General features: G+C 33.9%; 17 protein-coding genes. 7 read left to right on the top strand and 10 right to left on the bottom strand.

Translation table 11 applies throughout. The annotated features are described in order from the left end of the window. Positions 1-55: 55 nt before the first annotated feature. Positions 56-664, bottom strand: coding sequence for a hypothetical protein (locus CD035_RS08440; RefSeq protein ID WP_048541208.1), 609 nt, complete (start codon positions 662-664; stop codon positions 56-58). Between the two features lie 159 nt (positions 665-823). Between CD035_RS08440 and CD035_RS08435 the strand changes: the two genes are divergently transcribed. Then, the gene (locus CD035_RS08435; protein ID WP_048541205.1) at positions 824-2,125 is read left to right on the top strand and encodes a Na+/H+ antiporter NhaC family protein; all 1,302 of its coding nucleotides are present in this window, start codon (positions 824-826) and stop codon (positions 2,123-2,125) included. Between the two features lie 95 nt (positions 2,126-2,220). Here CD035_RS08435 and CD035_RS08430 read toward each other — a convergent pair whose 3' ends face one another. Then, positions 2,221-3,456, bottom strand: a complete 1,236-nt coding sequence (locus CD035_RS08430) for an ammonium transporter (protein WP_048541202.1) — start codon at positions 3,454-3,456, stop codon at positions 2,221-2,223. Positions 3,457-3,573: 117 nt separating this feature from the next. Then, positions 3,574-4,764: a M20 family metallopeptidase gene (locus CD035_RS08425; RefSeq protein WP_025906878.1), complete on the bottom strand. Its 1,191-nt coding sequence runs from the start codon at positions 4,762-4,764 to the stop codon at positions 3,574-3,576. A 164-nt stretch (positions 4,765-4,928) separates the two neighbouring features. Between CD035_RS08425 and CD035_RS08420 the strand changes: the two genes are divergently transcribed. Further along, a complete protein-coding gene (locus CD035_RS08420; RefSeq protein WP_048541200.1) occupies positions 4,929-5,360 on the top strand; it encodes a MarR family winged helix-turn-helix transcriptional regulator in 432 nt (143 codons plus the stop codon). Continuing rightward, positions 5,360-6,556 (top strand): MFS transporter, encoded by a 1,197-nt coding sequence (locus CD035_RS08415; protein ID WP_048541198.1) that lies wholly within the window; start codon positions 5,360-5,362, stop codon positions 6,554-6,556. The genes CD035_RS08420 and CD035_RS08415 overlap by 1 nt, the downstream gene beginning before the upstream one ends. Before the next feature lie 282 nt (positions 6,557-6,838). Here CD035_RS08415 and CD035_RS08410 read toward each other — a convergent pair whose 3' ends face one another. The 5 genes from CD035_RS08410 to CD035_RS08390 form a co-directional block, all read right to left on the bottom strand. Beyond that, positions 6,839-8,311, bottom strand: coding sequence for a catalase (locus CD035_RS08410; protein WP_048541196.1), 1,473 nt, complete (start codon positions 8,309-8,311; stop codon positions 6,839-6,841). Positions 8,312-8,636: 325 nt separating this feature from the next. Then, the gene (locus tag CD035_RS08405) at positions 8,637-9,098 is read right to left on the bottom strand and encodes an NUDIX domain-containing protein (RefSeq protein WP_048541195.1); all 462 of its coding nucleotides are present in this window, start codon (positions 9,096-9,098) and stop codon (positions 8,637-8,639) included. Positions 9,099-9,122: 24 nt separating this feature from the next. Beyond that, positions 9,123-10,055, bottom strand: coding sequence for a DMT family transporter (locus CD035_RS08400; RefSeq protein ID WP_048541194.1), 933 nt, complete (start codon positions 10,053-10,055; stop codon positions 9,123-9,125). Further along, a complete protein-coding gene (locus CD035_RS08395) occupies positions 10,052-11,350 on the bottom strand; it encodes a D-serine ammonia-lyase (protein WP_048541191.1) in 1,299 nt (432 codons plus the stop codon). The genes CD035_RS08400 and CD035_RS08395 overlap by 4 nt, the downstream gene beginning before the upstream one ends. A gap of 316 nt (positions 11,351-11,666) precedes the next feature. Continuing rightward, complete coding sequence (locus CD035_RS08390) at positions 11,667-13,112, bottom strand: carbon starvation CstA family protein (RefSeq protein ID WP_048541190.1); 1,446 nt, start codon at positions 13,110-13,112, stop codon at positions 11,667-11,669. Between the two features lie 220 nt (positions 13,113-13,332). Between CD035_RS08390 and fdhF the strand changes: the two genes are divergently transcribed. The 4 genes from fdhF (at position 13,333) to CD035_RS08370 (ending at position 18,866) form a co-directional block, all read left to right on the top strand. Further along, positions 13,333-16,272 carry a formate dehydrogenase subunit alpha gene (gene fdhF, locus CD035_RS08385; RefSeq protein WP_048541189.1) on the top strand — a complete coding sequence of 980 codons (2,940 nt, stop codon included), beginning with the start codon at positions 13,333-13,335 and terminating at the stop codon, positions 16,270-16,272. Continuing rightward, positions 16,272-16,742 (top strand): helical membrane plugin domain-containing protein, encoded by a 471-nt coding sequence (locus CD035_RS08380; protein WP_048541188.1) that lies wholly within the window; start codon positions 16,272-16,274, stop codon positions 16,740-16,742. Before fdhF ends, CD035_RS08380 begins: the two co-directional genes overlap by 1 nt. 123 nt (positions 16,743-16,865) lie before the next feature. Beyond that, positions 16,866-17,633, top strand: coding sequence for an N-acetylglucosaminidase (locus CD035_RS08375; RefSeq protein ID WP_048541187.1), 768 nt, complete (start codon positions 16,866-16,868; stop codon positions 17,631-17,633). A gap of 105 nt (positions 17,634-17,738) precedes the next feature. After that, the gene (locus tag CD035_RS08370) at positions 17,739-18,866 is read left to right on the top strand and encodes an FAD-dependent monooxygenase (RefSeq protein WP_048541186.1); all 1,128 of its coding nucleotides are present in this window, start codon (positions 17,739-17,741) and stop codon (positions 18,864-18,866) included. Positions 18,867-19,069: 203 nt separating this feature from the next. Here the strand turns inward: CD035_RS08370 and CD035_RS08365 are convergent, their stop codons facing one another. Then, positions 19,070-20,617, bottom strand: a complete 1,548-nt coding sequence (locus CD035_RS08365) for a solute symporter family protein (RefSeq protein WP_048541185.1) — start codon at positions 20,615-20,617, stop codon at positions 19,070-19,072. Beyond that, positions 20,614-20,925, bottom strand: a complete 312-nt coding sequence (locus tag CD035_RS08360; RefSeq protein ID WP_048541184.1) for a DUF485 domain-containing protein — start codon at positions 20,923-20,925, stop codon at positions 20,614-20,616. The genes CD035_RS08365 and CD035_RS08360 overlap by 4 nt, the downstream gene beginning before the upstream one ends. Positions 20,926-20,961 lie beyond the last annotated feature (36 nt).

The raw sequence follows: 20,961 nt of genomic DNA, 5'->3' as shown, positions 1-20,961 counted from the left end.
CTAAACGAATAGGATATGAAAGTATTTTTTATTTTTGAATGACTTGAAGGATGGTTTATGTCGTTAATTCAGATTCAAGTTTAGAAGCTAATTGTTGAATAGCTTTAAAGTCATGTCTGTCTTTATAAGGATATGTATAATTGAGCGTCTGTAAGATATGTAAGATAAGCGCTTCTTCTAATATGACATGTTTATTGTTCAAAATAGTCGTCGTAATCTTTTCAGGATTGTAATCTTTAATGATTTCATATATGTATAACTTCGCGAAATAATACGCTATCACATCGTTTAATAAATCATATTTATGACATAGAGACTCTATAAATAAATATAAATGTGCGTTATCTTCTAATTGAATTGAAGCATCTTCTTTATATGTCCCAACAAGAAAATAAATATCTGGCCTTAAATATGTTTGATATTGCTTTAGAAATTTCAGCCTTACTTCAAAGATAATATGAACCAATTTCGTGTTTATTTTTAAAATTAAGGGAAGGTCTTGTTCTAATTTAAGAAGCGTTGGATGGATATTTTGACATAGTACTTGTTCATCATAACCTGCATGTTGAAACTCTGTACGATACTTTGTAAAATATGAAAGCCTAGACTGTTCATTTAAATGAAAGTTATTAAAAAAATCATTAATTGTATTACTAATAATCATAATTGAACCCCTTAACATTTGCTTTAATCTTATGATAGTTATATTACCTGATTTTGATGAATTAATCATCAAATGGTAAAATTAAAAATTAATAATTGACGAGAATCAATATGTCCTGTACCCTTTTAAAGTATTCAAGATATTTAAGAGGAGAAAATAATGAATCAAATTAATCATAAAGGATCATTTATAGCTTTATTACCGTTAATCGTATTTGTAACGCTGTTTATAGGTACTGGATTAATCATGAAAGATTTTAATTACTTACCTTTAAATGTAGCGATTCTTATTGCGGCAGTCTTTGCATGTGCCATGTATCCAAAGACACCTTTAGCTAAGAAATTAGATATATTTACAAAAGGCGCAGCTCATCCTAACATTTTATTAATGGTATTTGTCTTTTTAATGGCAGGTGCGTTTAGTCAAACAGCTAAAAGTATGGGTGCTGTAAGTTCAACTGTTAATTTAGGATTATCTTTAATTCCCGGACAGTTTTTATTAGCAGGTTTATTCATAGTTGGTGCATTTATTTCAGTAGCTATGGGTACATCAATGGGAACAGTAGCAGCATTAGCACCGGTAGGCGTAGGTATCTCAGAAGCGACAGATATCTCACTTGCTTTAACAACAGCAACTGTCGTAGGTGGTGCAATGTTCGGTGATAACTTATCAATGATTTCAGATACAACCATCGCAGCAGTTAGAACGCAACAAACGAAAATGAGCGATAAATTTAAGATGAATTTCTTAATTGTATTACCTGGTGCAATCTTAACAGTGCTTATTCTATGGTTTGTTACAAAAGATGCAGGTATGACAGATGCCAGTCAAGGTGGCTATAGTATCATTAAAGTCATTCCATATTTATTTGTATTAATTAGTGCGTTATGTGGGATGAACGTATTGATGGTATTAGTGCTTGGTGTCATCGTAGCAAGCTTAATAGGATTATTAGACGGCTCATTTACACTTGGAGAAAACTTAAAAGCAATCTCAGATGGACTTATCGGCATGCAAGATATTTCTATGATTGCATTATTAATCGGCGGTATGATTGGTCTAATAGAATATCATGGCGGAATAAAATGGTTGCTCAATACCGTAACGAAACGCTTAAAATCTAAACGCGGCGCAGAATTTGGTATTGCCAGTTTAGTAGGCGTGACGAATTTAGCAACAGCTAACAACACAATTTCAATCATTACAGCAGGACCACTCGCCAAAGAAATAGCAGATGATTATCAAATTGATCGCAGAAAATCAGCAAGTATATTAGATATATTTGCAAGTACAGTACAAGGAATTATCCCATACGGCGCACAAGTATTAGCAGCAACAAGCGTCGCAGGAATATCAACAGTATCACTATTACCATATTCATTTTATCCATATTTATTAGGCATATGCGGTATCGTGTCTATTATAATAGGCTATCCACGTAAGAAGAAAGAAGCGGAATAAGCTTAAATATTAATATTATAAACAAAAACAAGCATATCACGTTATGACTGAATGATTCAGTTAAGTGATATGCTTGTTTTTTCATAGCTATATTTTTATGCTTTTTCTTGTTTGAGTTCGTATCCATATGCGGTTTCGCCATGGAAGACGGCATCTAAGCCTTCTAGTTCTGCTTTTTCGTCTGTTCTTAATGTTGTAAAGATACTGATGATTTTAGCGATGATGTAAGTCATAATTCCACTAAATGCGATTGTTACGACGACGGCAACGATTTGTACGACTACTGGCATAATGCCACCACCAAAGAATACACCGTCTGCTATTGTTGAGTTAACGCTAGAATTTTGGAATAAACCTGTTCCTATTGCACCAACGATGCCTCCAAATCCATGTAAACCGAATGCATCTAATGCATCATCATAGTTAAGTAATACTTTAAGGTGCGTGATAACATAGTAACAAACGAATCCACCTAATATTCCTAGAATCATTGCACTTCCGTAACCGACAAAACCTGCTGCTGGTGTAATCGTTACGAGTCCTGCTAACATTCCTGATAACGTTCCGATTAAAGTGACCTTTTTCTTTTGAATATATTCAAAGATAGACCAACCGGCAATACCTGCACATGATGCTAATATTGTATTAACAAATGCGAGCATGGCAACTGAATCGAAAGTGAGTGCTGATCCTGTATTAAAGCCAAACCAACCGAACCATACGAGAATACCACCGATTAGAGTAATGACTAAATTATGTGGTGGTTTTTTATTGCTAGGCTTTCTAGAACCAAGTAGTAGGGCAAGTACAAGTCCAGAAACACCAGATGAAATATGGACTACTGTACCACCAGCAAAATCAATTGCACCAAGTTTGTGAATCCAGCCGCCACCCCATACCCAATGTGCTACTGGGCTATAAACTAGAATGACCCATAAACTCATAAAGATTAAAAATGGTCCGAATTTCATTCTTTCAGCTACTGAACCAGTAAGAATTGAAACGGCAATGGTACAAAATGTTAATTGGAAAAGCATAAATAATGCGAATGGAATGGTTTCACTAAAATTACCATTAGGTGTGAATCCAACTCCGTTTAATAACGCATGTGAGAAATCACCTATCCATAAATTGTTACCGCCAAAACTAATAGAAAATCCTATTAATACCCACGTGAATGTTACAACAACAATTGCTGAAATACTGTGCATGGAAGTATTTAAAACATTTTTAGATTGAACTAATCCTCCGTAAAATAATGCTAATCCAGGTGTCATTAACCAAACTAACAACGTACATCCGAATAATAAAAGTGTATCTGTCTGACTCATCTTCCCTCAACTCCTTATTTTTTTAAAAGTATAAAATATAAAATAAGAAAAAAGAAATATGAGTCAGGTAAATTTACACTTGGTGTGACATTACTTAACATCTGTTAAGTAAATTGATTATTGAACACCTAAATAATCAAAGGTAACAGCAGCTACTGATTTGGCTGCAATAAGTAGAGAACCTTCATCAATATCAAATTTAGGATGATGATGAGGGAATGTTTCTTTATCTTTTGGACTTGCACCTACATAGAAGAATGTACAAGGTAATTCTTTTGCATAGTAAGCGAAATCTTCTGATGGTGGTTGTGGTTCGCAACGTTCAACACTTTTAACTTCAGGAATATTAGCCGCTTCAATTGCTTTCGCAACTTGTTTCGTTAATTCAGGATCATTATATAGAACTGGATAATCTCTCGTATATTCAAGTTCACATTGAACACCATACATAGATTCTAGACCTTTAGAAAGTCGTTTAACTTCTGATTCAATGAGTTGTAGTGTTTCTTCGTTCATACCTCTAACGTCACCTTCAAGTGTGACTTCATTTTTAATGATATTAAACTGTCCTTTACCATCAAATGAACCGATAGAAATAACGCCCATATCAAATGGATTCAATCTTCTTGAAACGATTGTTTGTACAGACATGACAAAGCTACTTGCTGCAACAATTGGGTCATTTGCTAAATGTGGTGACGAACCATGACCACCACGACCTGTGATTTTTAATTTAAATATATTTCGACCAGATTGAACATTGCCTTCTCTATAATAAACGTGATCACTTTCAAGTGCGCTCATGACATGGACCCCGATGACATTATCAACGCCATCAAGAATGCCATCTTTAATTAAGTATTGTGAACCACCAGGTGGCTTTTCTTCAGCAGGTTGGTGAATGATGACAATCTTACCTTTAAGTTGATCTTTCACTTCAATTAAAGTTTCAGCAAGGACCATCATATAAGCAGTATGTGCGTCATGACCACATGCATGCATGACACCCTCATTTTTAGAACTGAAAGGTAGGCCGGTATCTTCTTTTATTGGTAAAGCATCGAAATCAGCGCGTAACGCTAATGTCTTACCTGGTTTACCAGAATCAATTGTTACTTTAATACCGTAAATGCCTTCTCCTCCGATATGCGTTTGCAATGTTACATCTTTATCTTTATAAAAGTCTGCAATATACTGGGCTGTCTCTTTTTCTTCAAAAGATAACTCAGGATGCTCATGTAAGTATCTTCTGATTTCAATCATTTTATTTTCTTTCTTAGATAATCTTTCATAGAAATCATTTAACATATCAAGTTTCTCCTTATATTTGTTTAATTTAATTATAATAGAAATTTTTGAAAAATTGTTGTTAGAAGCGTAAATGGGTGTTGACATAACATGACAATGGGCGTAGAATGATTGAGTATTAGTTAGCAAAGCTAACTATATTTTTATGAGAAAAGGTGAAAACAATGAAGAACTTTTTATATTCCTATACAAATTTGTATCGACCATATATTCATCATATTAATGAGATATTGGAACCGTTTGATTTATATGCTGCGCAGTACAAAGTGTTGCATGATATTGCATTTAATCAACCAACCACACTGGTACAAGTTTCAAAGCGTTCTTTTATTGAGAAGCCTACAGCTCGTAAAATTATAAAAAAATTGATCGAACGGGAATTGATTCAAGCAGTTAATAGTAAAGAAGATAAAAGAGAAAAATTCCTTACTTTAACTGAGCAAGGTCAAAATCAATTCGATGAAATCCATCATAGAATTGGTGTATTTCAAGAAAAATGTCTGCAAGCAATTGGTGTCGAAGAAGCGGAACTTAATAAGGCACAAGAGATTTTAGAGAATTTGAGAAGTTATTTAATAGAGGAGGAAACAGTGTAATGAATGACCAAATTAAGAAACCGATTTGGACAAAAGATTTTATATTTAATTTTGTTATTAGCTTTTTTATATTTTTATCAATGTACTTACTATTAGTAACAGTAGGTGGTTATAGTAAGGAAACATTTGGAGTTTCAGACAGTATGGCTGGTCTAGCATCAGGATTATTTATTGTTGGATCATTAGTAGGTAGATTTTTAACAGGTAAATATATCAATATAGTAGGTAGTAAAAAAGTGTTAGTCATCGGTGGGATTCTACTAGTTATCACAAATGGTTTATATCTCGTGACTGCATCATCATTCGCATTGTTATTAATCGTACGTATTCTAAATGGTATTGCAAGTGGGGTAGCAAGTACAGCTACAGGAACAATTGCAGCATTTATCACACCAGCACAACGTCGTAGTGAAGGTATCAGTATGTATAGTTTAAGTATGGTACTCGGTACAGCAATCGGACCATTTATAGGCTTATTACTATATCAACACATTCCAATGTCTGGACTATTTACAATTTGTACGATACTTATTGTTGTAGCATTTGTTATGTCACTATTCATGAAAGTTGAAACACCTGTAATGGCTAGTTTCAAAACAGAAGAGAAAAAAGGATTTAAACTTACTGATTTCTTCTCAGTACATGCCTTACCAATTGCAATCGTAGTTGTAATTGTTAGTATTGCATATTCATCAGTATTGTCATTTATTCAATTCTTTGCACAAGAAAATCATTTAGTAGATGCAGCAAGTTTCTTCTTTGTTGTTTATGCAGTAGCAGTCTTAATTACAAGACCATTTACAGGAAGAATTATGGACCAACGCGGTGAGAATATCGTTACAATACCAGCATTTATATGTTTAATTGTCGGTTTATTCTTAATTAGTATTGCAAGTAATGGTGTGATCTTATTAATCGCAGGTGCATTTATAGGATTAGGATTCGGTAACTTACAATCTATATTCCAAGCATTAGTCGTTAAAGTATCTCCAATAGAAGCAATGGGATTAGCAACATCAACATATTTCATAGGCTTAGACTTCGGATTAGGATTCGGACCATATGTACTAGGTAACTTCACACATTCAATCGGATATTCAGGATTATATCTAGCAATGTCTATCGTAGCCTTAATAGGATTAGTCGCATTCTATTTCTTACACATGATTAAAGCTAAAAAAGTAAGTCAATTATAATAAGTTGATGATATGAAGGGACAGAATTCCGAGAAATGTCCGTAAGAGGTGCTGTTAGGGACAGAATTCCGAGAAATGTCTCTAAGTGAGCAGTTTCTAACTACCAGAATTCAGAATAATGGAAGTTACAGCATTCTAATTACCAGAATTCAGAATAAAGGAAGTTAGCGATACTCAATTTCTAAATTTCATAATAATGTAGTCTGAGACACCGAGATGTCTCAGACACTACTTAAAAAAATAGCGTATAGGACATTCGTTGTCCTATACGCTATTTATATATTATCCTTCTAAATCAACTGAGTTGATATCAATGCCTAATGCATTTGCTACACCTTTACCGTAGTCTGGATCTGCTTTGTAACAGTTACGGATGTGACGGTGTTTTACTTCGTCAGTAGTGCCTTGCATTTCGTTAGCTGTATTTTGGAAAATACGTTGTTGTTGTTCTGGTGATTGGAGACGGAATAATTTACCTGGTTGTTCATAGTAATTATCGTCATCTTCACGGAAGTCGTGTTCGTATAATTCACCTTCAAGTTCTAAACTTGGTTTTTTGTATTCAGGTTGTGATTGATGCGCTTCATAACTATTTGGATAGTAGTTAATTCCGCCACCTTGGTTACCATCTATTCTCATTTGTCCATCTCTTGAGAATGGGCAAACATTTGTTGCAGCTTTTGGAGAGTTTACTGGGATTTGCCAGTGGTTAACACCTAAGCGATAACGTTGCGCATCTCCGTAAGAGAATAAACGACCTTGTAACATTTTATCTGGAGAGAAGTCTATACCAGGGATGATGTTTGTTGGCGCAAATGCAGCTTGTTCAACATCTTGGAAATAGTTCTCTGGGTTACGATTTAATTCGAATTCACCAACTGGAATTAATGGATATTCGTCTTTAAACCATACTTTAGTCAAGTCAAATGGGTTATCTTTATGATTTCTTGCTTGTTCTTCAGTCATAACTTGAATGTACATTTTCCATTTAGGGAAATTGCCTTCTTCAATAGCGTTGAATAAGTCTCTTTGACTTGATTCACGGTCTTTAGCAATTACTTGTTCAGCTTCTTCTGCTGTGTAATTTTCGATACCTTGTTGTGTTCTGAAGTGGAATTTAACCCATACACGTTCACCTGCATCGTTGTACATTGAGTAAGTGTGTGAACCGAAACCGTGCATGTTACGGAATCCTTTTGGAATACCTCTATCTGTCATTAAAATTGTAACTTGGTGTAATGCTTCAGGTAATAATGTCCAGAAGTCCCAGTTTGATTGTGGGTTATGCATGTTTGTTTTAGGGTCACGTTTAACAACATGGTTTAAACTTGCAAATAATTTAGGATCACGGAAGAAGAATACAGGTGTGTTGTTACCAACTAAGTCCCAGTTACCTTCTTCAGTATAGAATTTAAGTGCGAAACCACGTATGTCACGTTCAGCTTCTGCAGCACCACGTTCACCAGCAACTGTAGAGAAACGTGCAAACATTTCAGTTTGCTTACCAATTTCAGAGAATATTTTAGCATTTGTATATTGTGTTATATCATGTGTAACAGTAAAAGTACCGAACGCACCAGAACCTTTAGCGTGCATACGTCGCTCTGGAATCACTTCTCTGTCGAAATGTGCCATTTGTTCTAAGAAATAAATATCTTGCATAGCAAGTGGTCCGCGTTTACCAGCAGTTAATGAATTTTCACGATCTGATACTGGCGTACCAAAAAGTCCTGTAAGTTTTGATTTATTACTCATATCATAATCCTCCTCAAGATTTCTTAATTATAATAATTCTAATTTCATACTAATTATAATTTAAAGTGAGCAAAGTGACAAGTAAAAGAATAAAAAATACAGAAAGAATTATAGAGATACTTTGTTATATATTTAGATATAATAACCTAAAAGTGTAAAAACTAAACATTAAACAGGACTTTTTGAGTAAATTTTACGTTTTGTACACAAATTGTTAATAGAATAATTTTTATTTAAAATGAGAATTGGACAGATTAATTGATTATAAGAACTATAAATAATAAAAAAAGAACGCGTTTTTTCGCGTTCTTAATAGAAATAAATATTAATTAGGTAAATCTCTGTCTATAAATAGTGGCTGAACGTCTACTCTTTTCAAAATGATTTCTTTTGCTTTTTGAGGTAGCAGTTTGATTTCAGGAATTTCTGAGACTTTTAATGATACATATTTAATTTTTTGATCGAATGGAATGGTTAAATCATCTAAAGATTCATTAATTGTAGCATGATAAATAAATAATATTTCGTGATAAGACGTACTTTCATATTCAAAGAAGTTTTGAACAGTCGTTAAAAAGTAAATATCATCACATTCAATATTGAGTTCTTCTTTGATTTCACGTTTAATAGCTGAGTCCGAGCTTTCGAAATATTTTACTCTCCCACCAATTAATGCATAATAATCATGTTTTTTATCATAGTGGAAACAATAACCATGCTTATCTTTGATGATTGCGCCAACTCTAATGTTCAACATACCATCGCCTGATTTAAGTGAAAGATCCATCACAACGACCTCCTTAGTGTTAAATTAGAATAATTTAAGAATGACAATGCCAACAAAGACTAATATTGCGCCAATTAATCGTCTCGTTGTAATTTTAAATTTTGGTGTATTAAATAAACCGAAATGATCAATTAAGAGCCCCATTAACATTTGTCCAAATATAACGACCATTAATGTAAGTGCTGCACCGAGTTCAGGCATAAGTAATATGTTCGTCGTAACAAATACAACACCTAATGCACCACCAATAAAGTAAATCGGTTTAATCGTACCTTGTTCAGGTTGATGGAAGCTAAAACGAATTCTACGAACAAGAATAAGTGAAAGAAAGAATAAAGCGATTGTCCCAACAGCAAATGAAATAAGTGCAGAAAAATAAAATGAATCTACTTCATATCTGAGTGCACTATTAATAGCTGTTTGAATAGGGGGAAGACAACCAGTCATAATACCGAGTATCATCCAATAGTTTGTATGATTAGATTGTGTTGTAATGACACGTGATGATTTCTTTTTATAATTCATTAATAATATACCCAGTAACATCAGAATTACGCCAGAAATTCTTCCGATATTGATTGTATGAATGTCAGCATCAAATAATCCAAATTGGTCGATGATCAGTCCCATAATGATTTGACCAGAAACTGTCATCACGACTGTTAATGCTGCGCCAATTCTTGGAAGTAACAATAAATTACCTGTTAAAAAGACGACGCCTAATAGACCACCTGTAAACCAAACGTATGAAAAGTCTTGATTCATTATAAATGAAGGTGTTAATTTTTGTGGATTCATAATAGTATTCACAATGATTAACACAATGGTTCCAATTAAGAATGAATAAAATGATGCGAGTATGGGTGATTTCGTGTAACTACCAAGTTTCGTATTAATAGATGTTTGTAATGGTACACATAACCCTGCTAAAATGCCTAGAATAATTAATAAAATCAATCTTCATAACCCCTTTTTTCTATATCTACAGCTTCTTGATAATAAATCTTTTGTTCATTTTCTGGCACCATATTACCGCCTGTTGACCAAACGAGATGCGTGGCATTTTCAGAATCATAATTTAAATCATGAATATATTTCAAACCTTGGAAACCTGAAGTAGCAGAAGGTTCTATAAAGATATTTTCATGATCTTTTAAAGATTTTAAATAAAGATAAAGTTGATGGTCATTCACAGTACATGAACCAAACAATAGTGAAGTCATTATGTTTCCGACTAATTTAGAAGGGCGACTGACTGCTAAACCATCTGCAATTGTTTTTCCAGATAAACCTATATCTTGAACGGAAATTTGATCATGTAGTTGTGTAATCATGCCTAAAGTCATACAAGGTGCTTCAGTAGGTTCAATAAAGATAGGATATACATGATCACCATAAATAAGTTTTAATCCAAATGCGACACCACCTGGACCACCACCAACGCCACATGGTAAATAGACGTATAACGGATGCTCTTTATCTACATGAATATTTAAGTCTTTCAATTGATGTTTAAGTCTTAGTGCGCTGACTGCATATCCTAAAAATAAATCTTTAGATGCTTCATCATCAACAAAGTGGCAATATGGATCATCTGCTGCAACTTTACGACCTTCTTTTACAGCATAACCATAATCTTGAACATGTTCTACGACTTCGACTCCTTTAGAACGGAGAAGGTCTTTTTTCCATGTCTTAGCATCTTGAGACATATGAACTGTTACTTTGAAACCTAATTTGGCACTCATAATACCAATGCTTAATCCTAAATTGCCAGTTGATCCAACAGCAATTCTGTATTTAGAGAAAATAGATTGATATTGTTCAGTAGCAAGTAGGCGATAATCACTGTTGATCGTAAAATCAGCTTCTTTAATTGCCGTTTCCTCAGCAAACTTTAGCACTTCATAAATGCCACCACGTGCTTTAATAGAACCAGAAATAGGTAAAGCGTGGTCACCTTTAAGTAATAAATGTCCCTTTAAATGGCTGAATCGTGCTCTTTTGAAATGATCTAATGAAAAAATTTGAGATTCAATTTTTCCATTATTTTGTTTCGTTTCAGGAAAGACTTCTTCAATATACGGGGCAAAACGTGCCAATCTTTGTTCAGCATCTAGTACATCATCCATTGAAAATGGTAAGTCAGTAGTCGTTAAATAGTCAGGGTTTTTCCAGAATATTTCTTCTCGACGTTTAATATTAGAAATAATAGGATACGTATCTTCTAATGCTTTTATGTCTATAGACATGAATAATCTCTCCTTTTTAAAATATGATGTAATACAATAGTACAACTGTTTCAATATTATAGATAGATTGTGATTATAAAAAATATATGATTATTTGTATCCTTTAACAATAATAGGAGGTTTGGTAGTTTTTGGGATTCCAAGAACGGCATGTATGTAGTGGGTGAGTTAATTACAAAAGTCGGCGGAAGTGTAACTAAGAGGGGCGTTAATTACAAAACCCGAACAAACTGTAACTAAAAACCCCATTATCATCACTTCACACCAAACATACTCAACAAAAAGACTTCCGACCTATAATCGAAAGTCTCTATTTTTATGATGTATATAAATCTCTTGTAGGTGTCGGGATTCTACTTGGATCTGCATGTTTAATAATTGCACGTACATATAATGAAGCGACAATTAGAAATACCACTGATCCGCCAATTACAGATGTTTGATATGGTAATGATAATCCTTCAGGTGCGTATAACACATATACACTAATTGCAGCTGTCATGAATAATGCTGGTATTCCGGCTACTAAATGTTTCTTTCCATATCTTAATAAGTAACTTACACTTACCCACAACATAACGGTTGCGACGATTTGATTAGAGAATCCAACGTATCTCCATAAGAATGAATAATCAATTGTTGATAGTAAGAAAGCTGGTAATCCTACAGCAAAGCTTGCTGCAATCATTAATACTTTTGGTTTAATATTTATTTTATCTCTCATGAAATCTTCTATAATCATTCTTGAACTTCTAAGTGCAGTATCACCAGTTGTAATAGGTAGGATGATGACACCAAGTAGTGCAAGGATGCTACCAAATGGTCCTAATAGTTCCATTGAGATTTGGTCAACTACACCAGCTGGACCAATAGATTGTAATTTTGCTGCTAATCCTTCTGTACCACCGAAGAATGTCATACCAGCTGCTGCCCAAATTAATGCAATAATACCTTCTGAAATCATTGCACCATAAAAGACTTTTCTACCTTCTGATTCATTCTTAACTGTTCTTGAAATGATTGGACTTTGCGTACAATGGAAACCTGAAATTGCACCACAAGATATTGTCACCATAAGTAATGGCCAAACAGGTAGTTCTTTAGGATGCATATTATGAATGGTAATTTCAGGAATAGGTTTACCACTGAATATTAAAGCAACGGCTACACTAACTGCCATAACGATTAAGATAACACCGAATATTGGATAAATACGTCCAATTATTTTATTGATAGGAAGAATAGCTGCTAGTATAAAGTATGTAAAAATGATAACTAATGCTACGAAGAATGAAATAGGTGTCTTGCTTGATAATAACTGAGCTGGACCAGCAACAAAAGCAGCTGCAACGAGCACCATCAAGACGACAGACACAACGTCTGTGAACACTCTAATAATCTTACCTAAATAATGTTGTACAAGCATAGGGAACTGTGCACCGCCATGTCTCAAACTTAGCATGCCTGAGAAGTAGTCATGTACACCTCCAGCGACGATACAACCTATAACAATCCAGATAAATGCTACAGGTCCATATAAAGCACCAGCTACTGCACCAAATATCGGACCCAATCCAGCTATGTTGAGCAGTTGAATCATCCATCCTTTCCAAGCAGGCATAGGTACAAAATCCATATTATCTTGTTTACTATACGCTGGAGTTTGTTTATCTGGATGTATCTCGAATACACGTTCAACATATTTTCCGTAAAAGATATACCCCAAAATTAAAATAATAATACTAGAAATAAATGTAACCATTGTAAAACCTTCTTTCGAACTAAGAATATTCATAGATTAGCAAAAATTTTACAGTGTATCAATAATATTTTTGAAATTTCTGAAAATTTATCGATATAGTAAACGTAACAATTATTTGCAATTGTAAAATTACAAAATTATAATCAAAAGTAAGCCTTTTCATTTAAAGATGATTATATTTGGCTTTTTTGGGCATAATTTCATAGAGGGGGTAGTCAATATGCAAGAACATCAGGTTATAACAATTGATGGTAAAGATTTTCTTGTAGAAGAGGGCATGAGGCTATTGGACTTTATTAAAGCTGAAAAGTTATCCTTTGTGCCGTCTATATGCTACAACGAATCTTTAGGACCGATTGAAACGTGTGACTCATGTGTCGTTGAAGTTAATGGGCAACTTCAACGTGCGTGCAGTACGATGATTGAGAATGGTATGGTTGTGAATACGCAACTTGAATCTGTAAAATCAGCTCAGAAACAAGCATTGGACAGAGTGCTTGAACACCATGAATTATATTGTACAGTTTGTGATTATAATAATGGCAATTGCGAAATTCATAATACAATGGGTGAATTTGGTTTGGAACATCAATCTAATCCATTCCAATCTAAAGGTTATGAAAAAGATTTTGGGGCATTTTATAGATATGATCCGGATCAATGTATTTTATGTGGAAGATGTGTAGAGGTATGTCAAGATGTACAAGTGAACGAAACATTGACGATTGATTGGGAAAGAAAACAACCTAGAGTTATTTGGGACAATGATCGTGCGATTGATGAATCAAGTTGTGTGAATTGTGGACAATGTGTAACGGTATGTCCATGTAATGCTTTGATGGAAAATAACATGCTAGGTAATGCAGGCTATATGACTGATCAAGAACCAGGTTTATTACGTTCGATGATTGAACTCACTAAAAAAGCTGAAACTGGGTATGGACCTCTATTTGCGATTTCTGATTCAGAAGCGGCGATGAGAGAAGATGTTATTAAGAAGACTAAGACAGTATGTACATACTGTGGTGTAGGTTGTTCTTTTGATGTTTGGACAAAAGATAGAGAAATATTAAGAGTGTTACCGCATGAAGATTCTCCAGCAAATCATATTTCTACGTGTGTAAAAGGGAAATTTGCTTGGGATTATGTGAATTCTGAAGATAGATTAACGAAGCCTTTGGTTAGAAAAGAAGGCTATTTCCAAGAAGTTGAATGGGATGAAGCTTTGAGAGTGATCAGTACTCGATTATCTCAAATTAAAAATCAATATGGTAAAGATGCATTAGCGTTTATTTCATCTTCTAAATGTACGAATGAAGAATCATATTTAATGCAGAAATTAGCAAGACAAGTTATCGGAACGCATAATGTCGATAATTGTTCTAGATATTGTCAATCACCAGCTACTCAAGGATTGTTTAGAACGGTGGGTTATGGTGGTGATTCCGGTTCAATTGAAGATTTAGAAAAAGCTAAAATGGTCATTACTATCGGTACAAACACAGCCGAAGCACATCCTGTTATCGCGAGTAGAATTAAACGTGCACATAAATTATTAGGACAAAAATTATATGTATTTGATATTAGAAAACACGAGATGGCTGAACGTGCAGATAAATTTTATCAACCAAATCCTGGTACAGATTTAGTTTGGCTATCAGCTGTTACAAAATATATTATCGACCAAAATTGGCACGATGGAGCTTTTATCAATAAATGGGTTAATGATTTTGATAGTTATTATGACAGTCTTAAAACGTTTACGTTAGAGTATGCAGAAAGTCTAACGGGCATTAGTCAAACAGAACTCAAACATATTGCCAAACAAGTTGCAGAAACTGAATCTCTATCCATTTGTTGGGCTATGGGTGTAACGCAACATCGTATCGGTAGTGATACAAGTACAGCCATTTCTAACTTATTGTTAGTAACAGGTAATTATATGAGACCTGGTACAGGTGCTTATCCTTTAAGAGGTCACAACAATGTTCAAGGATGTAGTGATATGGGCAGTATGCCAAACACATTCCCAGGATATCAAGATGTGTCTGATGATGAAGTGAGACATAAATTTGAACAAGCTTGGCAAGTTTCGCTCGATTCAGAAAGAGGTTTGGACAACCATCAAATGATAGATAGTATACATGAAGGGACATTACACTCACTTTATATTAAAGGTGAAGATACAGGTGTTGTAGATGCTAATATTAATTATGTCAGATCAGCATTTGAGAAAATTGATTTCTTAGTCGTTCAAGATTTATTTTTATCAAAAACAGCCGAATTTGCGGATGTTGTGTTACCTGCATCTCCTTCATTAGAAAAAGATGGTACATTTACAAATACTGAAAGACGTGTTCAAAGAATAAATAAAGCATTAGACACGCTTGGAGATTCTAAACCAGACTGGGAAATCATTCAATTAATTGCACAGTCACTTGGCGCAGATTGGGATTATCAACATCCTAGTGAAATATGGTATGAAGCACAATCACTCATGCCTTTAGTTAAAGGAATTACGTATGATCGATTAGAAGGATTTGATAGTTTACAATGGCCAATGAATGATGATGGTACTGATACACCATTATTATATACAGAAAGATTTAATTTCCCTGATGGTAAGGCTAGACTTTATCCATTGTCATTTAATGTTGAGTCTAAAAAGACAAAAGAAATGTCATTACACGTTAACAATGGACGTGTATTAGAACATTTCCATGAAGGTAATATGACTTATCAAGTACCTGGTTTAAAATATAAAATGCCTAGAAACTTCTGTGAGATTTCTAAAGAACTCGCTGAAGAACATGGTATCGAAAATGGTGCGAGAGTTAAAGTAACTTCCAAGGTAGGTACAGTAGAAGTGAATGTGCAAGTTACAGACAGAGTAGCAGGTAATAATATTTATATTCCGTTAAATGATCAGAATGAAGGTGCACCTAACTTTGTAACAGATAGTGATGTTGATAAAGATACAAATACACCAGCATATAAAGATAATTATGCGAAGTTAGAAGTTATCACTAAAAAAGGCAAATCACCTATACCTAAACATAATTCGCGGTTTGGTAATAGACAGCCACAGATTAGTGTGAGAGTACAAGACAAGTGGGCGAAATCAAGTTATACATTCCCTAGTAAAGGTGGCGATGCATAATGGGTGAAAGAGTTAAAGTGATTAAGAAAATTCATAAAAGTAGAGAATATATAATTGAAGAAAATATGAATGACATTAAATCACGATTATCAGATCGAAAAATTGCCATTGAAAAAGGAATTGATATACTCGATGCACTGGAAGAAGCGGAAGCGTTAGATGCATTTCACGCAGCCATTGTGCAACGTAAAATCATTACGAAAAATATCGTCAATGAACTGAATAAAGAACAATATGAAGGTATTTTAGGAAATCTTGGACAAGTTCTATTTCTATTAGGAGAATTGGATATAGAAGAAACATCTACTTTCGTGAGAAGGATTAATAACGGCATGAAAGTTGCGAATAGGGCTAATCCTTATAAGAAGACTTCTGTAACAGATTTATTAGGCGCACTTAAAGATCCAGAAATTAATCAAAGTGTAACGCTATTATTGAACTTTTTAAAAGGTATGAGTAGAGACGAGTGAGACAGATTTCTGTCTCACTCTTATTTTTTGAAAACATTTCGTTGAAATTTAAGAAAATATAAGATAAGTTAAAACAGTAACATTGCTTATACAAATAGAAAAGGTGTGAATATTATTAACTTTTTGAGAGAAAGGTTTTCTTTAATTTTAGGGCTCACAATTATTATTATATTTATTGTTTTATTATTTATTTTTGAGTCTCCTTTTTTTAAAAATCATCAAACACATACTTATGAAGAAGCGCTCGAAATTCAAACGCAAAGTGATGCACCAGCTGTTACACAAAAGGACAATAAATTCGTGTATGCTGATAAAAAAGATATAGATAAATTTATGGATATTGACAAAAGTCAGACAGACTTTCAATTCATAGATATATCTAAAAAAGTAGATGTATCAGAAAAACAAGTTAAAGACATTTTAAAAGATAAAGGCATATTAAAAGGTAAAGAAAAAGCATTTATAGAAGCCCAAGAAAAATATGATGTCAATATCATCTACTTGATGAGTCATGCTTTTATCGAAACTGGAAATGGTAATTCTGAATTGGCAAGTGGTGTCAAAATGTCCAACGGTAAAACATTCTATAATTTCTATGGGATTGGGGCATTTGATCAAGATGCTGTAGAAACGGGTAGTAGTTATGCGCGTAAGAAAGGTTGGACTTCTCCAGAAAAAGCTATAAATGGAGGCGCAGAATTTATTAAAAAGGACTATCTTAACAATGGGCAAGACACATTATATAAAATGAGATGGAACCCTTATAATCCTGGACAGCATCTTTATGCAACAGATGTGAATTGGGCAACAAGTATCGGTAAAATTATGGAAGGTTATTATGATGACCATAATTTGAAGAAATCAAAAGTCCATAAAGACTATTACAAATAAAGGTTACCCCTAGTTCAATATGAACTAGGGGTAAAGATATGTAAGGATTCGTGTTAAAATAAAGTTTATAATCAAATTTTTATTTCAAAGAAAGTAGTGAACAAAATGAAAATTGCTGTAATTGGGGCAGGCATCGGTGGATTAACGACTGCTGGATTACTAAGTCAAACGGGACATGAAGTTTATGTTTATGAACAACGTGGCAATTTAGAACAAGATGGCGCCGGTTTAGGCATTGGAAGTAATGTCCTTAAAGCATTAAAACAATATAAAATGGCATATGCAATTGAGCAAGAAGGCCAACCATTAAGAAAAATAGAAATTAGATCTGATTTAGATGAATTTTTAAATTCATTAATGATGGATCAAGATGAACATAAAAATATTACGATTCATAGAAAAGTGTTACATGAAATCTTAAAAACACATGTACCATCAGATAATATTTATTTAAATCATGAAGTTAAAACGTTTAAACAAACAGCTGACGATGTACGACTTTATTTTACAAATGGTTTAGAAGAACAATTTGATTTAGTAATTGCAGCAGATGGTATACATTCAAAAGTAAGAACACAACTTTATCCGAAATCAGCACCTAAGTATGCTGGATACACTTGTTTCAGAGGCGTTGTAAATGAGAAGTTAAATATTGAACAAGACGTTACACTAGAATATTGGGGACATAAAGGAAGATTTGGCATAGTTCCTTTAAAAGACAACGAATTATACTGGTTCTGCACAATGAATGCTAAAGAAAATGATTTGCAATTTAAGTCATTTGAGAAACCACATCTTCAAGCATACTTCAATCAATTCCCAGATGAAGTAAGAACCGTATTAGATGCACAAGAAGAAACAGGCATATTACATCATGATATGTATGACCTCGTACCATTGAAATCATTCGTTTCAAATAGAGTTGTTCTATTAGGTGACGCAGCACATGCAACAACACCGAACATGGGACAAGGTGCAGGCCAAGCAATAGAAGACGCCGTAACATTAGTTAATTTAATAAACGATCGAGATATAGAATCAGCCTTAAAACGATATGACAAATTAAGAACGAAACATACTAAAAAAGTCATCATAAAATCAAGAAAAATCGGTAAAGCAGCACAATCATCAAGTACTTTAAAAATTAAAATAAGAAATAAAATGCTCAAACAAAAATCTTCAAAATCACTTAGTAAAAAAGTGAAGTTTTTACAAAAAGCAAAATTAAAATAAGTAAAAACCGCTTAGACATCCGTCGTGTCTAAGCGGTTTTTGACATTTAATAAGTTAGTTGGATATGCTAATTACCAGAATTCCGAGAAATGGTAGTTAGGAGCGTCTAATTAGGGACATTATTCGGAATTGTGTCTCTAACAGCCTCTTAGGGACATTACTCGGAATTCTGTCCCTAAATACTTCACCAACATTACTAATTTTTAATGTGTAATATCTGAAGTTGATATGCCTGTTGCTGATTTAACTTGTACTTCTTGGAATTTATCATGTGATTCTGATTTACCTAGGAATGTTCCTAAAAATGCACCAATAAAGCCTGCTGGTACTGATATGATTGCAGGATTTGATAAAGGGAATATTGGCGACATTGTAATAAATGCTGTTCCTTCTGGATTCATGACATTTGGACTTAGTATAACGAGTATAAGTGACACGATTAAGCCGACAGCTATTCCTGTGATGGCACCGTGTGTATTAAATCTCTTCCAAAATATCGTAAATACAATGACTGGTAAATTTGCACTTGCTGCGACACAAAATGCTAATGATACTAAGAATGCTACGTTTAAATTTTGAGCAAATAAGGCTAATATAATGGATACGACTGAAACTGCTAATGAAGCTAATTTTGCTGCTTTCATCTGTTCACGTTCGCTTATTTTACCTTTTTTAATGACTTGTCCGTAAATATCATGTGCGAATGCAGACGCGCCTGTTAATACTAAACCTGCTACTACTGCCAATATCGTAGCAAATGCAACGGCCGAAACAAATGACATTAGGAAATCTCCACCTAATTTTGCTGCTAATAATGGGGCTGCCATATTACCAGCAGGGTTGGCGCTAATAATTTCTTCACGTGTTAATAATGCTGCTGCGCCAAATCCAAGGAATATCGTTAAAATGTAAAAGATACCGATAATCCATGTTGCCCACATAACAGAAGACCTTGCCGTTTGAGCATCTTTAACTGTAAAGAATCGCATCAATATGTGTGGTAATCCAGCTGTACCAAATAATAACGCAATAATTAATGAGATGTTATCTAACGGTGGTTTACCTTGTGAACCTGGATTAATAAATTCACCTTTGAAATCAGATGACTTAATGTTATGCATTTCACCAAACATCGTAGAAAGGTTGAAGTCAAAATGTAATAACACTAAAAATGAAATAATCACTGTGCCAATCATAAGTAATACTGCTTTAACCATTTGTACCCAACTTGTTGCTGTCATACCACCAAATAATACATAAATGGTCATCATAATACCAACTAGAATAACAGCGAGTGTATAAGGTATACCAAATAGTAATTGAATAAGTGCACCTGCACCAACGAGTTGTGCAAGCATATAGAAAATAACTATTGTAATAGAAGAAACTGCAGCCATTGCTCTCACTTTTTTCAATTCAAATCGTGCTGCAATCATATCTGCTAAAGTATATTTACCAAGATTTCTTAACGGCTCAGCTACAATGTATAACACAATAAGATAAGCTGTTAAATAACCGATACTATAGAAAAAACCATCAAACCCCCATAATGCGATGGCACCTGCTATACCTAAAAATGATGCGGCAGATAAATAATCACCTGCAATTGCCAATCCATTTTGCCAACCTGTTAAGCCACCACCAGCAGTGTAGAAGTCATTTGCTGATTGCGTTCTTTTAGATGCAAAATATGTAATAAACAATGTGATCCCGACAAATACTAAAAACATAACGACAACGATGACATTCATAAGTTTTGCTCCTCTCTATATGCTTTTAATAGTTCCTCAGCATCTTTATCAAAAGACTTCGCTTTTCGCATGTACAAAGTGACAAGTGTCCAAACCATAATGAATAATAATAAAGCGTAAATCCATGCCCAAGAGATATTCCAAAATGCAATATTATTCAAGATGTTTGTATAACCAGTCAATACTGGAAATAGGAGCGTTGCAATAATAAAGAATATAGAGATAGGAAATATGAAATTATTTCTTTTTTTCAGAAGTTCTTTAAACTTTGGATCTGCTGCTAAACGCTTGAAATCATGCTCTGCCATACTTATAACCCCCTTATTTGTAGATGTAAAAATACA

The sequence above is a fragment of the Mammaliicoccus sciuri genome (assembly GCF_002901825.1).
GTDB lineage: Bacteria > Bacillota > Bacilli > Staphylococcales > Staphylococcaceae > Mammaliicoccus > Mammaliicoccus sciuri.
The sequence above is the reverse complement of the archived record's forward strand: the minus strand, read 5'-3'. Positions and strand labels throughout refer to the sequence as shown.

What these genes read in the sequence shown, in the direction of transcription:
- CD035_RS08360 (WP_048541184.1), bottom strand. Translation starts at nt 20,925, where the DNA reads ATGGCAGAGCATGATTTCAAGCGTTTAGCAGCAGATCCAAAGTTTAAA.
- CD035_RS08425 (WP_025906878.1), bottom strand. Translation starts at nt 4,764, where the DNA reads ATGTTAAATGATTTCTATGAAAGATTATCTAAGAAAGAAAATAAAATG.
- CD035_RS08430 (WP_048541202.1), bottom strand. Translation starts at nt 3,456, where the DNA reads ATGAGTCAGACAGATACACTTTTATTATTCGGATGTACGTTGTTAGTT.
- CD035_RS08415 (WP_048541198.1), top strand. Translation starts at nt 5,360, where the DNA reads ATGAATGACCAAATTAAGAAACCGATTTGGACAAAAGATTTTATATTT.
- CD035_RS08380 (WP_048541188.1), top strand. Translation starts at nt 16,272, where the DNA reads ATGGGTGAAAGAGTTAAAGTGATTAAGAAAATTCATAAAAGTAGAGAA.
- CD035_RS08395 (WP_048541191.1), bottom strand. Translation starts at nt 11,350, where the DNA reads ATGTCTATAGACATAAAAGCATTAGAAGATACGTATCCTATTATTTCT.
- CD035_RS08420 (WP_048541200.1), top strand. Translation starts at nt 4,929, where the DNA reads ATGAAGAACTTTTTATATTCCTATACAAATTTGTATCGACCATATATT.
- CD035_RS08405 (WP_048541195.1), bottom strand. Translation starts at nt 9,098, where the DNA reads ATGGATCTTTCACTTAAATCAGGCGATGGTATGTTGAACATTAGAGTT.
- CD035_RS08370 (WP_048541186.1), top strand. Translation starts at nt 17,739, where the DNA reads ATGAAAATTGCTGTAATTGGGGCAGGCATCGGTGGATTAACGACTGCT.
- CD035_RS08435 (WP_048541205.1), top strand. Translation starts at nt 824, where the DNA reads ATGAATCAAATTAATCATAAAGGATCATTTATAGCTTTATTACCGTTA.
- fdhF (WP_048541189.1), top strand. Translation starts at nt 13,333, where the DNA reads ATGCAAGAACATCAGGTTATAACAATTGATGGTAAAGATTTTCTTGTA.
- CD035_RS08390 (WP_048541190.1), bottom strand. Translation starts at nt 13,112, where the DNA reads ATGGTTACATTTATTTCTAGTATTATTATTTTAATTTTGGGGTATATC.
- CD035_RS08440 (WP_048541208.1), bottom strand. Translation starts at nt 664, where the DNA reads ATGATTATTAGTAATACAATTAATGATTTTTTTAATAACTTTCATTTA.
- CD035_RS08410 (WP_048541196.1), bottom strand. Translation starts at nt 8,311, where the DNA reads ATGAGTAATAAATCAAAACTTACAGGACTTTTTGGTACGCCAGTATCA.
- CD035_RS08365 (WP_048541185.1), bottom strand. Translation starts at nt 20,617, where the DNA reads ATGAATGTCATCGTTGTCGTTATGTTTTTAGTATTTGTCGGGATCACA.